This is a genomic window from Gandjariella thermophila (genome assembly GCF_005405885.1).
Taxonomy (GTDB): Bacteria; Actinomycetota; Actinomycetes; order Mycobacteriales; family Pseudonocardiaceae; genus Gandjariella; species Gandjariella thermophila.
Genome location: NZ_BJFL01000017.1, coordinates 1 through 18,811 on the forward strand (window position 1 = coordinate 1; position 18,811 = coordinate 18,811).

Below are 18,811 nucleotides of genomic sequence, written 5' to 3' on the forward strand. Positions count from 1 at the left end.
CAGCAGCTCGATCACCCGCTCGGCGCTGGCCGCGGCGGCGAACATCGAGTTGGACAGTTGCCCGAAGGCCCGCACCGGGCTGTAGAGCTGCTGCAGGAAGACCAGGAACACCAGCAGCCCGCCGAGGGTGATCGCGTCTCGGGCCAGCTCCCAGGTGCCCAGCCCGATCACCAGCAGCACGCCGGCCATCTCGAGCAGGTCGACCAGCGGGACGAACAGGGCGCGCAGCCGGGTGGAGCGCATCTCCGCGGCGAAGCTGCCCAGGTTCTCCCGGTGGAAGCGTTGGGTCTCTGCGTCCTGCTGGTTGTAGGCCTGCACCAGGGCGATGTTGCCCAGGCTCTCCTCGGCGACGGTGGTGATCGTCCCGTTGCGCCGCCTGGCCTCCCGGCTGGCGTCCTTGATCAACCGGGCGAAGTGCCTGGCCAGCAGCCAGAACGCGGGCACCGCGACCAGCGACACCACGGCCAACTCCCAGCGGATGTAGAACAGCGCCGCGGTGAAGAACACGATCTTGAAGGCGTTGGCGAGGATGGCGGCCACCCCGCTGAGCACGAGGCTCTCGATCGCGGCGATGTCCCCGGTGAGCCGGGCCAGCACGTCGCCGAGCCGGCGGCGCTCGAAGAACGCCACGGACAGCGTCTGCAGGTGGCCGAACACCCGGGTGCGCAGGTCCATCGCGAACCGCTCGCCCATCCAGTCGGACAGGTAGTGGTCGGCGAACCCGACGAGTCCCATGAGGACGGTGACCCCGAGGAACACGCCCGCGATCACGAGCAGCAGGTGGAAGTTCCTCGGCGTGAGGACGTCGTCGATGAGCACCTTGAACAGCCAGATCGCCACCGTCTCCAGGCCCGGCCCCAACACGAGCAGGACCAGGCTGCCCCACAACCAGGGGCGGATCGGGCGGGTGTCCGGCCAGAACCGCCGGAACGCCTGCCGCACAAGAACCTGTGGCGCCGCCTCCACCAGTCCCTCGGGTCGCGCGGCCGGTGACCCGGACGACGCGCGAAGTCGTTTCCTCAACATGGCACTCGCTTCCGGTAGACGCGGCGGACGGCGGTCCGGGCCCTGCCCGGGCCGCGGACCGCCGTCCCTCAACGGGCCGTGTGGTGGGCCGCTAGGTCACCACCAGCCCCAGCCCCAGCCGCAGCGGTGGTGGCGGCGGCGACCCCACCAGCCGCCCCACCAACCGCCCCAGCCCCAGCCGGAGCCCCAGCCCCAGCCGCCGCCCCAGCCCCACTGCTGGTGGACGGCACGGCCCGGAGTGAACATCTTTCCAATCATGATTCGATCCCCTCAGTCCCTAAAGGTGCAATTACTGCCCTGTACGGACGCCAACCACGTTACCCAGACCAAAAGGGCTGTCAAGGAAAAACGGCACGACTTCGCGGACCGCCGGGAACGGAAACACTCCCCTATCTATTCGTCGCCACCAGATAACTGCGATATTCGGGTAGCAACCAATCCGATGGCTGATGAGCTGCGAAAACGTCGCCCGCGCCGACTCGCTGACGGGCTGGACCAGACACCGGAAGACGGGGAGGCAACATCATTCAGACGGTGCCCGGACCCGGTTCTCGATCAGATTTCACCCAGAAAGTATGAGACTTCGCGGACCCGGCCCATTCGCCTCACCCGATTCGACCGTCCGTGCCCAGGTGCGGGTGCGCACATGCCGACCGGGCGCCCTGAAGGTTCGGGCGCCCGGTCGGGGTGCGAGCGGCGTCAGGTGACGGTGGAGACGTACAGCGTCACCGGCTGGCCGCGCGGCACGTTGCCCTGCGGCGTCTGGCCGGCGACCGTGCCCACCGCGCGGTCGGAGCGGACGCGTTGCACGTGGACCGGGTAGCCGGCCCGGGTCAGCGCGTCCTCGGCCTGCCCCACGGGCCTGCCCACGGTGTAGGGCACGATCGGGCCGTGGTTCGCCGCCTCCAGGTAGCTCGGGTCGGGGGCGGGAATCGGCAGGTCGGGCTGGCCCTTGAGGATCTCGTTGAAGGCCTCGAAGAAGGTCGGCGCGGCGATGATGCCACCGAACGCGCCGGCGCACCCCGCGCCGATCACCGGCGGGTTGGTGGCGCAGATGGTGCCGGGATGGTCGCCGTCGGCGTACACGGCGGACACCGCGGCGTAGCCGTCGGTGATGCCGAGGAACGCCACCGACTCGTTGTTCTCCGTGGTGCCGGTCTTGGCGGCGGTGGGTCGTTTCCACCCGGCGGCCGACGCGGCCGCCGCGGAGGTACCGGCGCCGGTGATGTCGTCACTGAGGCCGTGCATGAGCGCGTCGGCCAGCGCCGGGGCGACCACCTGCTCGCAGGGTGACTCCGGCAGCGGCACCGGCCGGCCGTCACGGTCGGTCATGGACAGGATCGGGTTCGGCGGGCACCACCGGCCGTGGTCGGCCACGGTCGCCGCGACGTTGGCCAACTCCAGCGGGCTGAACGGGCTGAAGCCCAGGGTGAAGACGATGTTGTTCAGGTTGTAGACGCTCTGCGGCTCGGTGTACGCGGCGGTGTTGGTGGCGCCCTTCGGCGCGGGGCCGGGGTTCTGCCCGAACATGTTCGACCGCATGGTGTGCCGCAGCCCCAGCCGGGACGCCATCTCCAGCACGCTGGGCAGCCCGGCGCGCAGTTCGAGGTCGGTGAACGCGACGTTCGGCGAGGTGGCGAGCGCCTGCTGCAGGCTGATCGGGTTGGGGTAGGCCGGGCCGGCGTTGTGGATCACCGCGCAGGGGGCGCCGCGGGGCTGCGGGAAGCACTGCGCGAACGGGTTGGGCAGGGGTGTGTTCAGGCCGGCCTTGCCCTGCTCCAGCGCGGCCGCGGCGGTGAAGATCTTGAACACCGATCCGGCGCCGAACGGCACGCTGACGTCGGCGGCCTGGTTGAAGCTGGTCTGCCCGGCGTGCGCGTCGGTGCCGTAGTCCCGGTTGGACACCAGCGCCAGCACCCGGTGGCCGTCCGGCCCGGGTTTGACGATGACGAACGGGTTGGCGACGCCGGGTTGGTTGGTGGGCACCCGGTGGTTCGCCGCCTGCTTGGCGAGCGCGCTGATCCGCGAGTCCATCGTGGTGCGGATGGTGTAGCCGCCGGAGGCCAACTGCTCTCGGGTCATACCGGCCTGTTGCAGGTAGCTGACCACGTAGTCGCAGAAGAACCCGGACTCCGGCGCCGCCGCGTAGCAACTGTTCGGCGGCAGCGGCGGCCGGGGCGTGACGATGCCCAGTGGCTTCGCCTTCGCCTCGGCCGCCTGCCGGGCGGTGATGGCGTGCGTGTCCAGCATCGCGTCGATCACCAGGTTGCGGCGCTGCAACGCATGGTCCGGGAACCGGTACGGGTTCTCGTAGTTCGGGTTCTCCACCATCCCGGCGAGCAGCGCCGCCTGCTCGACGGTGAGCCGGTCCGCCGTGGTGTTGAAGTAGTAGCGCGCCGCGGCGCCCACCCCGAAGGTCTGGTTGCCGAAGGACACCACGTTGAGGTAGCCGGTGAGGATGTCCTCCTTGCTCCGGGTCTGCGCGACGTTCGCCGCGAGCTTGGCCTCCTTCAGCTTGCGCAGCAACGTGGGGTCCTGATCCCGCATCTGCGCCAGCCGGTCGTGCCGGTCCACCACGTTGATCAGGTAGTTCTTCACGTACTGCTGGGTGATCGTCGAGCCACCCTGGCGGGCGCCACCGGTGGCGTTGTTCACCGCCGCGCGCAGCATCCCCCGGGCGTTCAGGGGCGGCTCGGAGAAGAACCCCCGGTCCTCGATGGCGACGATGGCCGCTTTCATCGTGGTGGAGATCTGGTTCCAGGTGGTGGGTATCCGGAACTGCTCGTACAGCGTGGCGACCGGGCGGCCGTCGGCGTCGGTCAGCGTGGTCATCAGCGGCGGCGGCACGTTGGCCAACTGGCTGGACAGGGTGGCCACCGAGGTGCTGATCCGGCCAGCAAGCACGCCCAGCCCACCGGCGACCGGGAACATCACGCCCGCGACTAGCACCCCGGCCAGCGCACACAACCCCATCAGCACACGAAGCTGCCGACGCACAGCGCACGCCCCCCACGTCTTCGCGTCACCCGATCCGCCTGCGACACCGCATACGTTCGCGGAAAGTCGCGACCACCGCCGGTTGATCGCACCCGAACGGGTGGCGGCGATCAGACTGTTCCCCCGGACAGGTGGTGGCGGTGTTGATGATCACGCTCCGTCGTGGCGACGGCCGCCCTTTTGGCTCTGACGGTCGACGCCTTCCTGGCCGTACTGTCCGACCGGCAACCCGGCGCCCGCGACCGACACCGGCGGCTGGACGGGCACGAACCCGGAGGATCACGCTGATGACAGACTCGTCCCGCCCGCTGGTCATCGACCCGACCGGCCGCGACATCCACGGCGAGAACGCGAGAATCCGCGCCCGGAGCGCGGTCACCCAGGTGGAGTTACCCGGCGGTGTGGTGGCCTGGTCAGTGACCAGCTACGACCTGCTGCGCCGGCTGCTCAGCGATCCCCGGGTCTCCAAGGACGCCCGGCAGCACTGGCCGCAACTGATCAACGGCGAGGTCAACGAGGAGTGGCCGCTGCACCTGTGGGTGTCGGTGCAGAACATGTTCACCGCCTACGGCGCCGAGCACCGGCGGTTACGCGGGCTGGTGTCCAGCGCGTTCACCGCGCGCCGGGTCGCCGCGCTGCGGCCGCAGGTCGAGCGGATCACCGCGGATCTGCTCGACGCGCTGGCCGCCGCCCCGGAGGGTCCGGTCGACCTGCGGGAGGGTTTCGCCTACCCGCTGCCCATCGAGGTGATCTGCCAGCTTCTCGGCATTCCCGACGACGCGCGGCCCGGCCTGCGCCGCACCGTCGACGTGGTGTTCAACACCACGATCACCCCCGAGGAGGCGCAAGCCAACCAGGTCGAGATGTACGCCATCCTGGACAACCTGGTCGCCACCAAGCGGGCCGCGCCGGGTGACGACATGACCAGCGACCTGATCGCCGCACGGGACGCCGACGACGGCTCCCGGCTGACCGAGTCGGAGATGGTGGACACCCTCATCCTGCTCATCTCCGCCGGCCACGAGACCACGGTGAACCTGCTCGACCAGGCCATCACCGCGCTGCTCACCCACCCCGACCAGCTTGACCTGGTCCGCACCGGCCGGGTGTCCTGGGACGACGTGATCGAGGAGGCGCTGCGCTGGCAGGCGCCGGTCGCGCACCTGCCGCTGCGCTACGCCGTCGAGGACATCGAGATCGACGGGTTCCGGATCGGCAAGGGCGAGGCCATCCTCGCCGGCTACGCCGCCGCCGGCCGCGACCCCGACCTGCACGGCGCCGACGCCGACACGTTCGACCTCACCCGGGCCAACAAGAACCACCTCTCCTTCGGCCACGGCGCGCACTACTGCCTCGGCGCCCCGCTGGCCCGGCTGGAGGCCGCGGTCGCGCTGCCCGCGCTGTTCGACCGCTTCCCGGACATGGCCCTCGCCGTGCCCGAGGCCGAGTTGAGCCACATCGACTCGTTCATCTCCAACGGCCACCGCGTACTCCCGGTCACCCTGCGCGCGGCCGCCTGAACGGTTTTCGGCGCCGGCCGCCTCGTCCTGGTGGCGACGCGGCCGGCACCCCGCGGACGACTCCGGGGGTGGCTCACACCTTCGGCGAGTGGGCATCGAGGGGCGTCACCGGGGTGGCGACTCCACTGGTCCTCTGTGGTTGGGAGGCCGGTGGGCGTCGTGAGCGGAGGGGCGGCGTAGCGCGGCGGCAAGCCGGTCAAGTACGTCGGCGAGAGCGTGGCGCTCGTCAAGGGCGAACGTTCCCTGCGGTATGCGGTGTGCCGCATCGGCTAACAACCACTCGGCCTCGCGGAGGAACACCGCCAGGACCGCGCGCTCAGACGTCATCGGCGCTTCGCACGAGGCAACGCAACACGGTGATCGCCGGCTCTGGCATGATGCCGTTGCCTGTCATCAATACGCCTCCCAGCGGGGTGGTTCCTGGTGCCTGTCGTGGTGCGACGACAGCGGGAACGATGCGCCCATCCGGTCGGAGCGGCAACGCTGTGATCGTGGGCGCATCAGGTGATCTCGCTGCCCTATGCTGACCACGACAACAACGGAGACGGGCATGGCAGGGACTCCGAAGGCACGCGCTCTCGGGCGGGCACTGCGTCAGGCACGCGAGGACAAAAAGCTGACCCGCCGCGAACTCGGCGCCAAGCTGAACCGCGACCACGGTGTGATCTCCCGGTGGGAAACCGCCGAGCGGACGCCGCGGCCCGACCAGGTGGCACAGCTTCTCACCGTGCTCGGCGTCAACGGCGAGCGCTACGACGAGATCATCGCGCTCGCGTACGACAACGGCGAGCCCAGTTGGGTTGCCACCACCGTGGCCGCCCAACGCCAGCAGTTGACCGCGTACGTCGACCTGGTCGAGAAGGCCACGAGGATCGTCCAGGTGGAGCCGCTGCTGGTTCCCGGGTTGCTGCAGACCGACGGCTACATCCGGGCGGTCATGGCCGACGGCCTTCCGCCGGACGAGAGCGCCGCCCGCACCGCCATCCGCGTCGGGCTCCGTGCCGTGCTCAAACGGCCGGAACTCACCGCCTACCTCGCCCTGATCGGCGAGGCCGCCCTTTACCAGCAGGTCGGCGGGCCCGACGTGCTGCGGGACCAGCTTCGTTATCTGATCGCCAGCGCCCGCCATCCCAAGGTGGAGCTGCGGATCCTCCCGTTCCGCACCGACTGGCATCCGGCGCTGGACGGTCCGTTCGTCATCGTCGACGCGGAACGCTCCAGGCCGATGGTGCACCTGGAGGGCCGAACGCAGTCGCTCCTGGTTTCCGACGCGGCGGTCGTCACCGAGTACCAGCGCGCCGCGGAGCGGGTCTGTGAGGTGGCGCTGACCGCGGAGGAGTCGATCGCCTACATCGTCCATAATTCTCGGCAGGATGGAGAGGACGCGAGATGACAGTCGGACGCGCGTGGCGGAAGTCCAGCCGGAGCCAGACCGGCGCGTCGTGCGTGGAGGTGTCCCGTCACCTCGACGGGATTCGTGACTCCAAGAACCCGGACGGGCCGGTGCTGCGGGTCGACGTGTTGGCCTTGGTGCGGGCGGTGAAGTCGGGCCGGCTCGACCGGTGACCACCTGGTCACGGTCTCCCCGGTCCGACGCGGCGGTCCACTGTGGTCGGATCGCCGGTACCAGCATGCGACGGGGCGTCGACCACCTATGGTGGCGCTTCAGGTCGCGAACGCGGGCCGGGCCTGCCCGTACCGGGGCGGCAGGTGCGGCCAGGTGAGCGGCCGGCCGTCCAGCCGGCCGGGCGGGGCGATGCCGGTCCAGCCGTCGCCCAGCGGCACCCGGTAGGCGTCGCCGTCATCCGCGCCGGGTGGCCCGTCGCCGGCCCGGGTGCCCTGGTCGAGCAGCCACTGCGCGGTGCGGGCCAGGGACAGCCGCACGTGCGTGGTCTCCCCGGTGCGGGCCCGCCTGGCCAGCGCGGCCAGCGCGCCGGCGGCGACCAGGTAGCCGGTGGCGTGGTCGAGCAACTGGCAGGGCAGCGCGCCGGGGCGCGCGCCGTCCCGGCTGGTGGCCCAGCCGATGCCGGTGGCGATCTGCACCAGGCTGTCGAAACCCCGCCGGCCGCCCCACGGCCCGGTGGTGCCCCACGCGGACAGCGTGACCACGACGGTGCCCGGGTGGCGCTCCGCCACCTGGTCCGGGTCCAGGCCGAGGCGGCGCAGCGCCCCCGGCCGGTATCCGGTGACCAGCACGTCGGCCTCGTCCAGCAGGGCGTGCAGGGTCCGCCGGCCGTCCTCGGTGCCGGCGTCGACGACGGCGCTGGCCTTGCCGACCACCCCGTCCACGGTGTGCAGCGGCAGTTCCGGCCGGTGCGGGTGGTCGACGCGGAGCACGTCGGCGCCCAGCGCGCCAAGCATCCGGGTGCCGACCGGTCCGGCGATCACCCGGGTCAGGTCGAGTATCCGCAGCCTGGACGCCGGCAGCGCGCCGGCCGCCGCCCGGCCCAGTGGTGCCGCGGTGCCCAGCGGTTCGCCGGTCACCAGCGGCGTGGCCGCCACCGCCCGGCCGGTGTCGCCGGCCCGCCACTCCGCCTCGGTGCGCGCCGCGACGGCCAGGCCACCGGATTCGTCCACCCGGCGCTCCACGTGCCGCGCCGGCCGCCCGGCGATCGCCTCCGCCAGCGGGCCAGCCACCTCGGTGTCCGGTCCGTCCGGCACACCGAACGCGGCGAGCAGCGCCTCCCGGTGCCACGGATAGTTGGCGTGCGTCCGAACCCAGCCGTCCGCGGCCGGCCACAACCGGGACAGCGCGGCGAAGCCGGCCACGGCGCGGCCGGCGGGATCGCGCAGCAACGCCTCACCGCGCACCGCCGCCGCCACGTGGCCGGTGTCCAGCGCGACCGCCGGCCACCGCCCGGTCCGCGCCAGCGCCAGGTCGGCCGCCGCCACCAGGCACGCCGCCACCGAAGCCACCGCGCAGTCGGCCACCGCCAGCGGCGCGGCCAGCGCCGCCGGGCGCGGATCGCCGGTCACCTCCAGCTCCCCGGCAGCCGCGATGCCGAGGTCGGCCAGTACACCGTCGAGCAGGTCGTCCACCCGGCCATCATCGCCGGCCGCGACGGCCACCCACCACCCGCCAGCCACCGGGATGTATCCCCGGCCGGGTGGGCGGCCTCCTTGACATCCGGGTGCGCGCACGGCGACCGCCGATTCGCGGACCCGACACAGACAAGGGGGCAGTCGCGTTGACGAACACCATCGAGAATCCCACTCTGGCGGCGACAGGTCGGACCTTCGGGCTCACCAAGTTCGTCGACCCGCTCCGCGTTCCGCCGGTGCTGCGGCCGCACTCGTGGTGGCACCACGACGAGATCACGATCACCTCGAGAGCCACGGCGGTCGCGCTGCACTCGCAGCTACCGCCGACCACGGTGTGGGCCTACGACGGCCACTTCCCCGGCCCGACCATCGAGGTCAAGAGCGGGCAGCGGCTTCGGGTGTCGTGGACCAACGACATCGAGGGCACGCTGCCGCTGGTGGCGGTGCAGGCGCCGATCGCGACCCGCCCGGGGAACACTCCCGGCTACCGCAACCCCGACGGGTCGCTGCCGGACGGTGTGTCGATCATCGATGGTGTCACCGACGTGCCCGCATGGCAGGTCGTGCACCTGCACGGCGCGCGAACCGGTGGCGGCAACGACGGCTGGGCGCACAACGCCGTGCTGCGCGGCGCCTCGCAGCTCGCCGAGTACCCGAACGCGCAGCCGTCCACCACGCTCTGGTACCACGACCACGCGATGGCCGTCACCCGGTTCAACGTCCACACCGGACTGTCCGGAATGTACCTGATCCGCGACGGCGAGGAGGCCGCGCACGACCTGCCGCACGGTGACCGGGAGATCCCGCTGATCATCGCGGACCGCAACCTGGACACCGACCCCGGCGGCGCGCTCACCGGGCAACTGCTCTACAAGGTGGCCTACGTGCCCTCCGGCGCGCAGATTCCGTTCACCGGGCCGTTCAACCTCGTCAACGGGACCATCTGGCCGTACCTGGAGGTCGAGCCGCGCTGGTACCGGTTCCGGCTGCTCAACGCGGCCAACTCGCGGTTCTACACGCTGAACCTGGTCGACGAGGCCGGCGTGACCCGCAACGACGCCGTCCGGCAGATCGGCACCGACGGTGGCCTGCTGCCGGTGCCCACCCCGCTACCGGCCGCCGGGCTGACCCTGGCGCCGGCCGAGCGGGCGGATCTGCTGGTCGACTTCGGCCGGTTCGGTGGCCAGCGGCTGCGGCTCACCGACACGAGCGTGCCGAAGGAGGCGGCCGGGCAGCCGGTCACCGAACCCGACCTGATGGAGTTCCGGGTGGACGGCACCGCGGAGCACGACCGGTTCACGCCGCCGGCCACGATCTCCCCCTCCTACGTGCGGCTGGAGCACGGCACCACGGTGCCGGAGGACCACGACCACGTGTGGGTGGCCCTCGTACCGCCGGGAACGGCGGGCGAGGCCCACCCGCAACTGTGGGAGCTGGCCGAGATCACCGACGCGGCGCAGATCCCGCCGCTGCCGGCGGCCGGCGTCATCCAGGTCACCGACCCGGGCACCGGCGAGGTCCGGACCTTCCAGCGGGTCGCCGACCTGTTCGACGACACGGTCAACGTCTTCATCGACCACGACCGCTGGGCCGTGTGGAACCTCATCCACCTCGGCGGCCCGACCCACCCGATGCACATTCACCTGGCCGAGTTCCAGGCGCTGTCCCGCAGGACCGTCGCCGCGGCGGACGGCGGCATCCCCGAGTTCGACGCGACCGTGGGCGGCACCACGGCCGGCAACCCGCTGCGGGTGCGCGGCGACCGCGGGCTGGACGAGAACGAGAAGGGCTGGAAGGACGTGTTCCGGGTGGCCGCCGGGGACTGGGTCAGCGTGGCCGGCCGGTTCGCCGGTGCCACCGGCGAGTTCATGTACCACTGCCACATCCTCGACCACGAGGACGAGGGCATGATGCGGCCGTTCGTGGTCATGCCGGCACCGGTGTCGAAGTTCCACGTCCGCCACGGCGGCACCGGGCACCGGCACTGACAGTCCGTTCCGGAATGCGGTGGCCGCCACCCGCTGCGGTGGCGGCCACCGCCATATGCCCGACCAGTACCGGTATCGTCAGAAACAGGCCAGCGGCATCGGCGCACCTATATGAAATCACAAAATGCGCGAAAGTCCCGCGCATTCCGGTATGTTCGCCCCCAAGACTCCTGCCGAAGTCCACTGGGGAATTGACGATGACCACACTGGCCACGCACGTCCTTGACGAGTTGACGCCGCGGCCGATCGACCACCGAGATCCGGCGAGCCGAATCGCGCAACTGATGGACCAGGACTCGGTTGTCCCGCTGGCTCCGGCGGACTCCTCGGGAGTGCTCGCGGCACGCGGACGAATCGACGGCGCCCGGGTCGTCGCCTTCTGCACGGACGCCACCACGATGGGCGGCGCCATGGGTGCGGACGGCTGCCGGCACATCGTCGCGGCCATCGACACCGCGGTACACGAGCGCTGCCCGGTGATCGGGATATGGCACTGCGGCGGCGCGCGGCTGGCCGAGGGCGTCGAGTCGCTGGACGGGGTCGGGCAGGTGTTCGCGGCCATGATCCGGGCGTCCGGCCGGGTGCCGCAGATCTCCGTGGTGGTCGGCCCGGCCGCCGGCGGCGCCGCCTACGGGCCGGCGCTCACCGATGTGGTGATCATGGCGCCGGCCGGCCGGGTGTTCGTCACCGGACCGGACGTGGTGCGCGCGGTCACCGGCGAGCAGATCGACCAGGAGGGGCTCGGCGGGGCGGACGCGCACGGCCGCAGGTCCGGGGTGGTGCACCTGCTCGCCGACTCCGAGCCGGACGCGTACCACCGCGCGCGCCGCCTCACCGGGCTGCTCGCCCGCCCGGGGATCTTCGACATGGCGCCGTTGCGGGAACCCCGGGACCTGCGCCGCTTCCTGCCCGACCGGCCGAACCGCGCCTACGACGTCAAACCCCTGCTCCGCGCCCTGCTCGACACGGAGCCCTCGGGCCGGTCGACGTTCGAGGAGTTCCAGGCCCGGTGGGCGGCCAACATCGTGGTGGGGTTGGGCCGGCTCGGCGGTCGCGCGGTCGGCGTGGTGGCCAACAACCCGTTGCGCCGGGGCGGTTGCCTGGACTCGCTGTCCGCGGAGAAGGCGGCGCGGTTCGTGCGCATGTGCGACGGGTTCGGCGTGCCGCTGGTCGTCGTGGTCGACGTTCCGGGCTACCTCCCCGGCGTCGGCCAGGAATGGGGCGGCGTGGTCCGGCGCGGCGCGAAACTGCTGTACGCGTTCTCCGAGGCGGTCGTCCCGCGGGTCACGCTGATCACCCGCAAGGCCTACGGCGGCGCCTATGTCGCGATGAACTCCCGGGCGCTCGGCGCCACGGCGGTGTTCGCCTGGCCGCAGGCGGAGATCGCGGTGATGGGAGCCCGCGCGGCCGTCGGCATCCTGCACCGCAGGCGGTTGGCCGCCGCGCCCGAGGAGGAGCGCGAGGCACTGCACGCGCGGCTGGCCGACGAGCACGAGCGGCTCGCCGGCGGCGTGCGCCGGGCCGTCGCCATCGGCGTGGTCGACCAGGTCGTCGACCCGACGCACACGCGCGCGGCGCTCGCCCGGGCGCTCGCCGGCGCCCCGCAGGGCCGCGGCGCGCACGGCAACATCCCGCTGTAGCCGGGGTCGGCGGGCCTCCGATGAGTTTCCGGCGCGCGGACGGTCGGTACGGGAGGATGGACGGCCTACGCGTGAGGAGAAGCCATGACCGACAAGGCGCTCACCACCTGCCTGTGGTTCGACGGGCAGGCCGAGGCGGCGGCGAACCACTACACCAGCATCTTCCCCGACTCCAAGATCCTCCGGGTCGGCCGCTACACCGAGGCGGGCCCCGGACCGGCCGGCTCGGTGATGGTGGTCGAGTTCGAGATCAACGGCCAGAAGTTCGTCGGCCTGAACGGCGGTCCGCAGTTCACCTTCGACGAGGCCATCTCGTTCCAGATCCCGTGCGCGGACCAGGACGAGGTGGACTACTACTGGAGCCGGCTGTCCGAGGGTGGGCAGGAGGGCCCGTGCGGCTGGCTGAAGGACAAGTTCGGGCTGTCCTGGCAGGTCGTCCCGACCGTGCTGATCGACATGATCAGCGACCCGGACCCGGAGAAGGCAGCCCGCACCACCCGGGCGATGCTCTCGATGAGCAAGTTCGACATCGCCGCCCTGGAGAGGGCCTACGCCGGCGAATAGCCGATCTCCGTCTGGTGGCCGCATGGCCGAGAAGCCCCGGCTAGCCGGCGCCCTGCCGGCAGCCGCCGGGGCTTCGCTCGGCGGCCGCGGGTGATTCCCGACGACCGGAGCATTCCGGACCAAGCCGAACAGTCCCGCGACAACGGAAGAACGGGATTATCACTGGTTTCCGTGGTGGGCGTTGAACCGCCGACCGGTGCCTCGCGTATCCCTCGATCGGCCGGCCACAACGAGGAGGCGTCACGGAAATCCCGAAATGAGGGGACGGCAGTGAATTCCCGAACCATCCGCATCACCCTGGCCGCGATCTGCGCACTCGTCGTCGCGTGCTCGAGCGCCGCATGTGGCACCGGCGCGGCCCCGCGGAACAACGCGCAGCCCGGCGGCGCCTCCCAGCAGGCGGCGGTGCCGGCCGCCGACCTGAGCCTGAGCCCGTCGCCGTTCGGCCCGCTCAGCGCGGCCGACAAGAAGCTGCTGACGCTCGTGCGGCAGACCAGCCTGCGGGAGATCACCACGTCGCAGATGGCCTTACAGCGCTCGTCCGATCCGCGCATCAGGCAGGCTGCCCAAATGATCATCAACCAGCACATCGACCTTAACCAGCGGGACCTCGACGTGGCGCAGAAGCTCGGCCTGCAACTGCCGAACGAGCCCGCCCCGGACATGCAGGTCGGCATCGACCGGATGAAGACCGAGAACGGCAAGGAGTTCGAGAACGACTACACGAACACGCTGCGCCAGGCGCACGGCGAGGCACTCGTCCTGATCGCGAAGGTCCGCGCGGACACGCAGAACTCCCTGGTGCGCTCCTTCGCCGACGTCGCGGGCGGATTCATCCGGATGCACATCCAGATGCTCGAGCAGACCGGCCAGGTCAACTACACGAAACTCCCGGTGCCCAACCCGCAAACCTCCTGAGCGCCGCGGGTCACCCGTGGTGGACGTCGCCTGAGGCGCGCTGCGGCGTGAAGGCGATCGCCCGGACCGAGCCGACGACCTCGGACCAGCGCGGGTCCGCGAGGTCCCTGGGAAAGCCCAGCACCGGCGCGATGCGTTTCCACGCGTGCGGGTGCGCACGCTGGTAGGTGTGCAGCACCCGCAGCGTCTCGGCGTCGTCCAGGAACCGGTGGTGTGGCCGCTGCCAGCGCTGTGCGCCGATCCGGACCTCGAGGGCCGGCGCCACCCGCAGGTTCCGGTACCAGTCAGGGTTCTTTCCCCAGGCGGCCACCACGACGACCTCGGGAACCTCCCGCCGGTAGCGGACCACCTCGACGACGACCTCGCGGCGCGCGCCGGTGCGCCGGCCGCGGTGGGCGATGTAGAGCAGCCGGTGGCCGGCAACCCAGCCCAACCGCGCCCGGTACAGCCAGATGGGGGCGCGCAGCAGCCCGCGCAGCAACCCGGTGGGCTTGCGGTCGGTCAGTGCCATGTCCCCTCCATGGTCCAGAGCGGTGCCGGGCCGGAACGAGTGTGGCACTGAGCCGACCGCAGTGCCCACGCCGCTTTGCCAGCGGGTGCGGATCGTCGCCGCGTGCACGGCACGGATCAGCCGGGCGTGCTCTGAACGGCGCCGGCCGGGTGTCGACCGCTCGGCGTCAGTTCCAGCGGCGGGCGAACCTCAGCTTGAGGACCCTGCGCACGGTCGTGAACTGCTCCCTGGTGCGGGGAAACGCCTGCATCTCCTTGCCTATCGAGAACCGCTTCCGGGTGGTGGCCTTGGGCCGGCTGAACTCGCGCAGGCCGTCGTCGCCGTGGAACCGGCCGAATCCGCTGTCCCCCACGCCGCCGAACGGCAGCGATGGGATACCCACGAACGTCATCACCGAGTTGATCGTCGTACCGCCGGCACGTAGCTTGGCCGCGATCTCCGGACCATGCGCCGCCGAGAACACCGACGACGCCAACCCGAAGTTGGTGGCGTTGGCGCGGCGCACCGCCTCGTCGGTGTCCGGCACGGTGTTGATCACGAGGACAGGACCGAAGGTTTCCTCGCGCACCGCGGACGACTCCTCCGGCACGTCCACCAGCACGATCGGATAGATGTACGGCGGCTTGATCGACTCCAGCCCGCCCACCAGCGCGGTGCCGCCGCGCTCGAGCGCATCGGTCACGTGCCGGCGCACGATCTCGATCTGGCCCGGCATCGTCATCGGGCCGTAGTCGCTCAACTCGTCCAGCCCGACGGTGAGCTTCTCGACGCGTTCCCGCACCCGGCGCAGGAACGCGTCCCGCACGGCCTCGACGACGTACACCCGTTCCACGCCGACACATGCCTGCCCGGCGTGCCAGTAGCCGCCCCACACCACGGCGTCCGCCGCCGCGTCGAGGTCGGCGTCCGCCGCGACGACCGCCGCGTCCTTCCCGCCGAGTTCCAGCAGCACCGGCACCAGGTTATCCGCGCAGGCGGCCATCACCCGCCGGCCGGTCGGCACTGATCCGGTGAACGCGATCTTGTCCACCCCGGAGCGGCACAGCGCGGCGCCCGTTTCGCCGAACCCGCTGACCCAACCGACCAGGCCGTCCGGCGCGTCGGGATTGGCCCTGGCGAACGACTCGACCGCGTACACGCCGGTGGCCGTGCTCAGTTCGCTGGGCTTGACGACCACGCCGTTACCGGCGGCGAGGGCGTAGGCCATGCCACAGAACGGGGTGTACAGCGGGAAGTTCCACGGCGTGATGATGCCGGCGACGCCGAGCGGCAGGTACTCCAGCCGTGCCGCGAAGTTCATCATCGCCGCGCCCGGGCCGACCCTGCGGGGCTTCAGCACGCGCTCGGCGTTCTTCGCCGCCCACTTGATGTCCTCTAGCGAGGCCACCAGTTCGAACTGGACGTCGCCGCGCGGCTTGCCAGTCTCCTGGAAGCCGAGTTCGCACATCTCGTCGGAGTGCTCGGCGAGCCACCTGGTCCAGGCGATCAGGCGGCGCCGGCGTTCGGCGGACCCCAGCCCGGCCCACCACCGTGCCGCCTCGCGCGAGCGGGCCACCACCTCCGCCACGTCCTCGGCGGTGTGCACCGGGTAGGTGCCGACCAGTTCCCCAGTGGCGGGGTTGGTCAGGTCGAACGTCGGGGTTGTGGCGGCGGCCGTCTCCTTGCTTAGCTGACCGGTCACGCGGCACCGTCCTCGGGGCTCGTCACGACAGGACGAGAACACGTTACAGTTTTGGACGGGCGGGGGCGAGCCCCGATTCCCGATCAGCGCCCTGTCCTCGCCGGCACCAGCAGCGACCGCGCGAGAACAGGTTGCACACTGAGCGGGGGCCGCGGTCGATCGCCCGGTTCCGGGCGACGGTCAGCAGCCACGCGACGGGATCGTCGGGCACCCGCGCCTGCGGCCACCGGCGCAGCGCCTGCGCGCAGGCGTCCCGCAGCGCGCCCTCGGCCAACTCGAAGTCGCCCAGCGCACGCACCAGCGCGGCCAGCATCCTCCTCGGCGAACGCGTTCACCCGCCGCAACGCGTCCTCGAACCCGGGATCGCCGGGTTTCGGCCGCTCGCAGCCGTAGATCAGCAGCATGTACCGCACGACGTCCCTCCCAACTCGGCGCCCGGCGCGCCGCCGAAGAGGATGACGACCGAGCCTGCCCCGACTCGACATCCGGGGCGGAGCTTCCCCGCCCGCCACGGCCAGGCGACACCGGCAGTGACAGCGGCGCAAAGACCACCCGACCGGCGCCGCCGGCTCACCGCCACGGACAGTATGTGGCCAAATACAGTGAGCGATGGCCACGGGCGGCGGGGCCGAGCCAGCGGAATTTTCCGTTCACCTCGGAAAGGACACCACCGTGCGACCCATCACTGCCGTGCGCGCCGCGCTCACCGCGGCCGCCGTCACCATCGGCCTCGCCGCCGTGCCCGGCGTGGCGAGCGCGCAGACACCGGTGCCGTGCAGTGCCGACGACCTGGTCAGCGCGATCACCGCGGCCAACGCCTCACCCACGGGTGACACGCTCAGCCTGGCTCCGAACTGCGTCTACGTCCTCGACGACAGCAGCGGCCCACTGCCGACCGTCACCGCACCCATCTCGATCTTCGGCAACAACGCGACCGTCACCAGGTCCCCCTCGGCGTCCGCGTTCCGGATCTTCGACGTGGACACCAGCGGCACGCTGACGCTGAACCACCTCACCGTCAGCCACGGCGACGCCACCGGCGATTTCGGCGGCGGCATCCGCAACTTCGGCACGCTCACCGTGGTCAACAGCACGGTCACGCGGAACACCGCCGACTTCTCCGGCGGCATCGGCACCGCCAGCGGGGCGACCACCACGGTGTTGTTCTCCACCGTCGCGGCCAACAGCGCCGGCATCAACGGCGGTGGGATCGCCAGCGACGGCAGCCTCACCGTCCGGCACAGCGTCGTCTCGAACAACACCGCCGGCGAGAAGGGCGGCGGCATCGCCAGTGACGGCACCCTGGAGATCAGCGACAGCACCGTCGCCAACAACACCGCCTCCGGGCCCACGGGCGTGGGCGGCGGCGTGGCCACCACCGGCGGCGGCACGACCACGCTGACCAACACCGTGGTGCGCGACAACAGCGCCACCAACGCGCCCGGAGGCCTGGACAATGCCGGCGCCAGCACCACGCTGACGGACACCACCGTGACCGGCAACCTGCCCACCAACTGCGTGCCCACCCCGGTACCCGGCTGCCCTGACTGAGCGCGGGACGGGCTGGTCAGGACGGCAACTCGCGGCTGGCCAGCCCGTCCAGCATCCGCCGCAGCATGTCCACGTCGCGGTTGAAGTCGAGCACCTGGGCCGGGGTGCTCCAGCGGGCGTCGGCCCAGTTGCGGATGAACGCCCGGCACATCATCACCACCGACAGCGCCACGGCCTTGGCGCTGCCCGGAGTCGCCGGGTCGCCCTGCGAGGCGCGTGCCTCCAGCGCGTCGGCGAACGCACGGAGTTCTCGCACGGTGTGCGCCATCCACCCGCGGGCGAGCCCCAGCGTCTCGGCGTCGATCGGCCGCACCGTGGGCGCCAGCACCGGATGGTGCGCGACGAACACGGCCAGCCCGCGCCAGATCTCGCGGTCGTCGCCGCAACCCTGGTCGTCCGGGTGGTACGGACACCCAGCAGGGCCCATAGCACCCATGCGGGCAGGGTATGAAGCCCCGGGCAGGGTAGGACCACGGTAGGAGGTCCCACCCTGCACCGGATCGGGCGCCGCCGTCCTGCGTACCCATGTGGGTAGTCATCCCCATGGCGCCGGCCGCCTCGCGGGTCGCGCTCACGCGTCCGCCGGAGCGCGGCGATCACGCCGGCCAGGTGCTCGCACATGGCATGCTCGGCGGGGACCGGTCACCCGCGGTCACCGCGTCGATGAGACATTTGGCCGGGCACGCCGCCCGGCGACCCCCAGCCGCCGGGCGGCGCGTCCAGACCCCTTCGCTCTTCTCCCCGGGGCGGGTCCGGCCGGGCCGCCATGCCGGCTGACCCAGTCCGTTATAGTGGACTACGTATCGTCAAGGTATGCTTCACTGGACCATCTGTCAACTACGGTGGACATCAAAGGCGAGACAGTCCGTCATAGTGGACGGTCCGGAGCCGTGAGGGGTGGCGCAGTGTCCGGTTCCCAGCAAGACATGACCGACGGCGGTGAGACGTTCGCGACGCAGCTTCGCCGCCTCTTCGACGGTGTCCGGCGCGAGGACGGGACGAGGTACTCCCCCCGCGAGGTCGCCGAGCAGGTGACCCAGCGCGGGCACAAGCTGTCCAAGAGCTACCTGTACGCGCTGCTCAATGGCGAGAGCGAGCCCAGCCACGCGGTGGTGAAGGCGCTCGCCGAGTTCTTCGGCGTTCCGCTGGACTACTTCAGCGACTCCGAGCGGGGCCGGGAGCTCAACCGCCAGTTCGAGATCCTGGCCTCCCTCGGCGAGAAGAACGTTCGCAAGATCGCGTATCGTGCGAGTCAGCTCTCCCCGAGCCAGATCCGCAGCGTGCTCGCCTACATCGACTTCGAGGCGAGCCGCCAGGACACCCCGGGGGACGACGACCCGGACTGAGCCGGGCGCCGATCCGCGACGGCGATC

17 protein-coding genes are annotated in these 18,811 nt (G+C 71.3%); 9 read left to right on the forward strand and 8 right to left on the reverse strand.

All coding sequences use genetic code 11. The features are described 5' to 3' along the window. From FFT21_RS16500 to FFT21_RS16505, 3 genes are all read right to left on the reverse strand, one after another. On the reverse strand, nucleotides 1-942 hold a 942-nt coding region (locus FFT21_RS16500; RefSeq protein WP_225978472.1), incomplete at its 3' end, for an ABC transporter ATP-binding protein. 180 nt (nucleotides 943-1,122) lie between these two features. Next, complete coding sequence (locus FFT21_RS29175) at nucleotides 1,123-1,272, reverse strand: hypothetical protein (RefSeq protein WP_192909576.1); 150 nt, start codon at nucleotides 1,270-1,272, stop codon at nucleotides 1,123-1,125. 453 nt (nucleotides 1,273-1,725) lie between these two features. Beyond that, nucleotides 1,726-3,999, reverse strand: a complete 2,274-nt coding sequence (locus FFT21_RS16505) for a penicillin-binding protein (RefSeq protein WP_137814777.1) — start codon at nucleotides 3,997-3,999, stop codon at nucleotides 1,726-1,728. A 311-nt stretch (nucleotides 4,000-4,310) separates the two neighbouring features. On the opposite strand from FFT21_RS16505, the gene FFT21_RS16510 reads away from it, so the two are divergent. The 3 genes from FFT21_RS16510 (at nucleotide 4,311) to FFT21_RS16520 (ending at nucleotide 7,109) form a co-directional block, all read left to right on the forward strand. Further along, the gene (locus tag FFT21_RS16510) at nucleotides 4,311-5,543 is read left to right on the forward strand and encodes a cytochrome P450 family protein (RefSeq protein ID WP_137814778.1); all 1,233 of its coding nucleotides are present in this window, start codon (nucleotides 4,311-4,313) and stop codon (nucleotides 5,541-5,543) included. 550 nt (nucleotides 5,544-6,093) lie between these two features. Continuing rightward, the gene (locus FFT21_RS16515) at nucleotides 6,094-6,936 is read left to right on the forward strand and encodes a helix-turn-helix domain-containing protein (RefSeq protein WP_192909577.1); all 843 of its coding nucleotides are present in this window, start codon (nucleotides 6,094-6,096) and stop codon (nucleotides 6,934-6,936) included. Next, nucleotides 6,933-7,109: a DUF397 domain-containing protein gene (locus FFT21_RS16520; RefSeq protein ID WP_137814780.1), complete on the forward strand. Its 177-nt coding sequence runs from the start codon at nucleotides 6,933-6,935 to the stop codon at nucleotides 7,107-7,109. Before FFT21_RS16515 ends, FFT21_RS16520 begins: the two co-directional genes overlap by 4 nt. Nucleotides 7,110-7,208: 99 nt before the next feature. Here FFT21_RS16520 and FFT21_RS16525 read toward each other — a convergent pair whose 3' ends face one another. Beyond that, on the reverse strand, nucleotides 7,209-8,630 hold the full coding sequence (locus FFT21_RS16525; RefSeq protein ID WP_225978473.1) for a CoA transferase: 1,422 nt from the start codon (nucleotides 8,628-8,630) through the stop codon (nucleotides 7,209-7,211). A gap of 101 nt (nucleotides 8,631-8,731) precedes the next feature. Here FFT21_RS16525 and FFT21_RS16530 point away from each other — a divergent pair, with 101 nt between their 5' ends. From FFT21_RS16530 to FFT21_RS16545, 4 genes are all read left to right on the forward strand, one after another. Further along, on the forward strand, nucleotides 8,732-10,573 hold the full coding sequence (locus FFT21_RS16530) for a multicopper oxidase family protein (protein ID WP_137814781.1): 1,842 nt from the start codon (nucleotides 8,732-8,734) through the stop codon (nucleotides 10,571-10,573). A 197-nt stretch (nucleotides 10,574-10,770) separates the two neighbouring features. Then, nucleotides 10,771-12,213 (forward strand): acyl-CoA carboxylase subunit beta, encoded by a 1,443-nt coding sequence (locus FFT21_RS16535; RefSeq protein ID WP_137814782.1) that lies wholly within the window; start codon nucleotides 10,771-10,773, stop codon nucleotides 12,211-12,213. Nucleotides 12,214-12,297: 84 nt separating this feature from the next. Then, nucleotides 12,298-12,777: a VOC family protein gene (locus tag FFT21_RS16540; protein ID WP_137814783.1), complete on the forward strand. Its 480-nt coding sequence runs from the start codon at nucleotides 12,298-12,300 to the stop codon at nucleotides 12,775-12,777. Nucleotides 12,778-12,948: 171 nt separating this feature from the next. After that, nucleotides 12,949-13,695 carry a DUF4142 domain-containing protein gene (locus FFT21_RS16545; protein WP_225978474.1) on the forward strand — a complete coding sequence of 249 codons (747 nt, stop codon included), beginning with the start codon at nucleotides 12,949-12,951 and terminating at the stop codon, nucleotides 13,693-13,695. Between the two features lie 10 nt (nucleotides 13,696-13,705). On the opposite strand, the gene FFT21_RS16550 is transcribed toward FFT21_RS16545, so the two are convergent. The 3 genes from FFT21_RS16550 to FFT21_RS30910 all read right to left on the reverse strand — a co-directional run bounded on the left by FFT21_RS16550 (nucleotide 13,706) and on the right by FFT21_RS30910 (nucleotide 16,200). After that, nucleotides 13,706-14,206 carry a nitroreductase family deazaflavin-dependent oxidoreductase gene (locus tag FFT21_RS16550; protein ID WP_137814784.1) on the reverse strand — a complete coding sequence of 167 codons (501 nt, stop codon included), beginning with the start codon at nucleotides 14,204-14,206 and terminating at the stop codon, nucleotides 13,706-13,708. A gap of 166 nt (nucleotides 14,207-14,372) precedes the next feature. After that, nucleotides 14,373-15,887 (reverse strand): aldehyde dehydrogenase family protein, encoded by a 1,515-nt coding sequence (locus FFT21_RS16555; protein ID WP_137814785.1) that lies wholly within the window; start codon nucleotides 15,885-15,887, stop codon nucleotides 14,373-14,375. Nucleotides 15,888-15,930: 43 nt separating this feature from the next. After that, complete coding sequence (locus FFT21_RS30910) at nucleotides 15,931-16,200, reverse strand: sigma factor (RefSeq protein ID WP_443093361.1); 270 nt, start codon at nucleotides 16,198-16,200, stop codon at nucleotides 15,931-15,933. Between the two features lie 359 nt (nucleotides 16,201-16,559). On the opposite strand from FFT21_RS30910, the gene FFT21_RS16570 reads away from it, so the two are divergent. Next, the gene (locus tag FFT21_RS16570; RefSeq protein WP_192909578.1) at nucleotides 16,560-17,438 is read left to right on the forward strand and encodes a hypothetical protein; all 879 of its coding nucleotides are present in this window, start codon (nucleotides 16,560-16,562) and stop codon (nucleotides 17,436-17,438) included. Nucleotides 17,439-17,454: 16 nt separating this feature from the next. Here FFT21_RS16570 and FFT21_RS16575 read toward each other — a convergent pair whose 3' ends face one another. Beyond that, nucleotides 17,455-17,874, reverse strand: a complete 420-nt coding sequence (locus FFT21_RS16575) for a hypothetical protein (protein ID WP_137814787.1) — start codon at nucleotides 17,872-17,874, stop codon at nucleotides 17,455-17,457. A 490-nt stretch (nucleotides 17,875-18,364) separates the two neighbouring features. Here FFT21_RS16575 and FFT21_RS16580 point away from each other — a divergent pair, with 490 nt between their 5' ends. Then, complete coding sequence (locus FFT21_RS16580) at nucleotides 18,365-18,784, forward strand: helix-turn-helix domain-containing protein (protein ID WP_137814788.1); 420 nt, start codon at nucleotides 18,365-18,367, stop codon at nucleotides 18,782-18,784. Nucleotides 18,785-18,811 lie beyond the last annotated feature (27 nt).

Coding starts and splice junctions, on each gene's coding strand:
- FFT21_RS29175 (WP_192909576.1), bottom strand. CDS start 1,272: ATGTTCACTCCGGGCCGTGCCGTCCACCAGCAGTGGGGCTGGGGCGGC.
- FFT21_RS16505 (WP_137814777.1), bottom strand. CDS start 3,999: ATGGGGTTGTGTGCGCTGGCCGGGGTGCTAGTCGCGGGCGTGATGTTC.
- FFT21_RS16510 (WP_137814778.1), top strand. CDS start 4,311: ATGACAGACTCGTCCCGCCCGCTGGTCATCGACCCGACCGGCCGCGAC.
- FFT21_RS16515 (WP_192909577.1), top strand. CDS start 6,094: ATGGCAGGGACTCCGAAGGCACGCGCTCTCGGGCGGGCACTGCGTCAG.
- FFT21_RS16520 (WP_137814780.1), top strand. CDS start 6,933: ATGACAGTCGGACGCGCGTGGCGGAAGTCCAGCCGGAGCCAGACCGGC.
- FFT21_RS16535 (WP_137814782.1), top strand. CDS start 10,771: ATGACCACACTGGCCACGCACGTCCTTGACGAGTTGACGCCGCGGCCG.
- FFT21_RS16540 (WP_137814783.1), top strand. CDS start 12,298: ATGACCGACAAGGCGCTCACCACCTGCCTGTGGTTCGACGGGCAGGCC.
- FFT21_RS16550 (WP_137814784.1), bottom strand. CDS start 14,206: ATGGCACTGACCGACCGCAAGCCCACCGGGTTGCTGCGCGGGCTGCTG.
- FFT21_RS30910 (WP_443093361.1), bottom strand. CDS start 16,200: ATGCTGGCCGCGCTGGTGCGTGCGCTGGGCGACTTCGAGTTGGCCGAG.
- FFT21_RS16575 (WP_137814787.1), bottom strand. CDS start 17,874: ATGGGTGCTATGGGCCCTGCTGGGTGTCCGTACCACCCGGACGACCAG.
- FFT21_RS16580 (WP_137814788.1), top strand. CDS start 18,365: ATGACCGACGGCGGTGAGACGTTCGCGACGCAGCTTCGCCGCCTCTTC.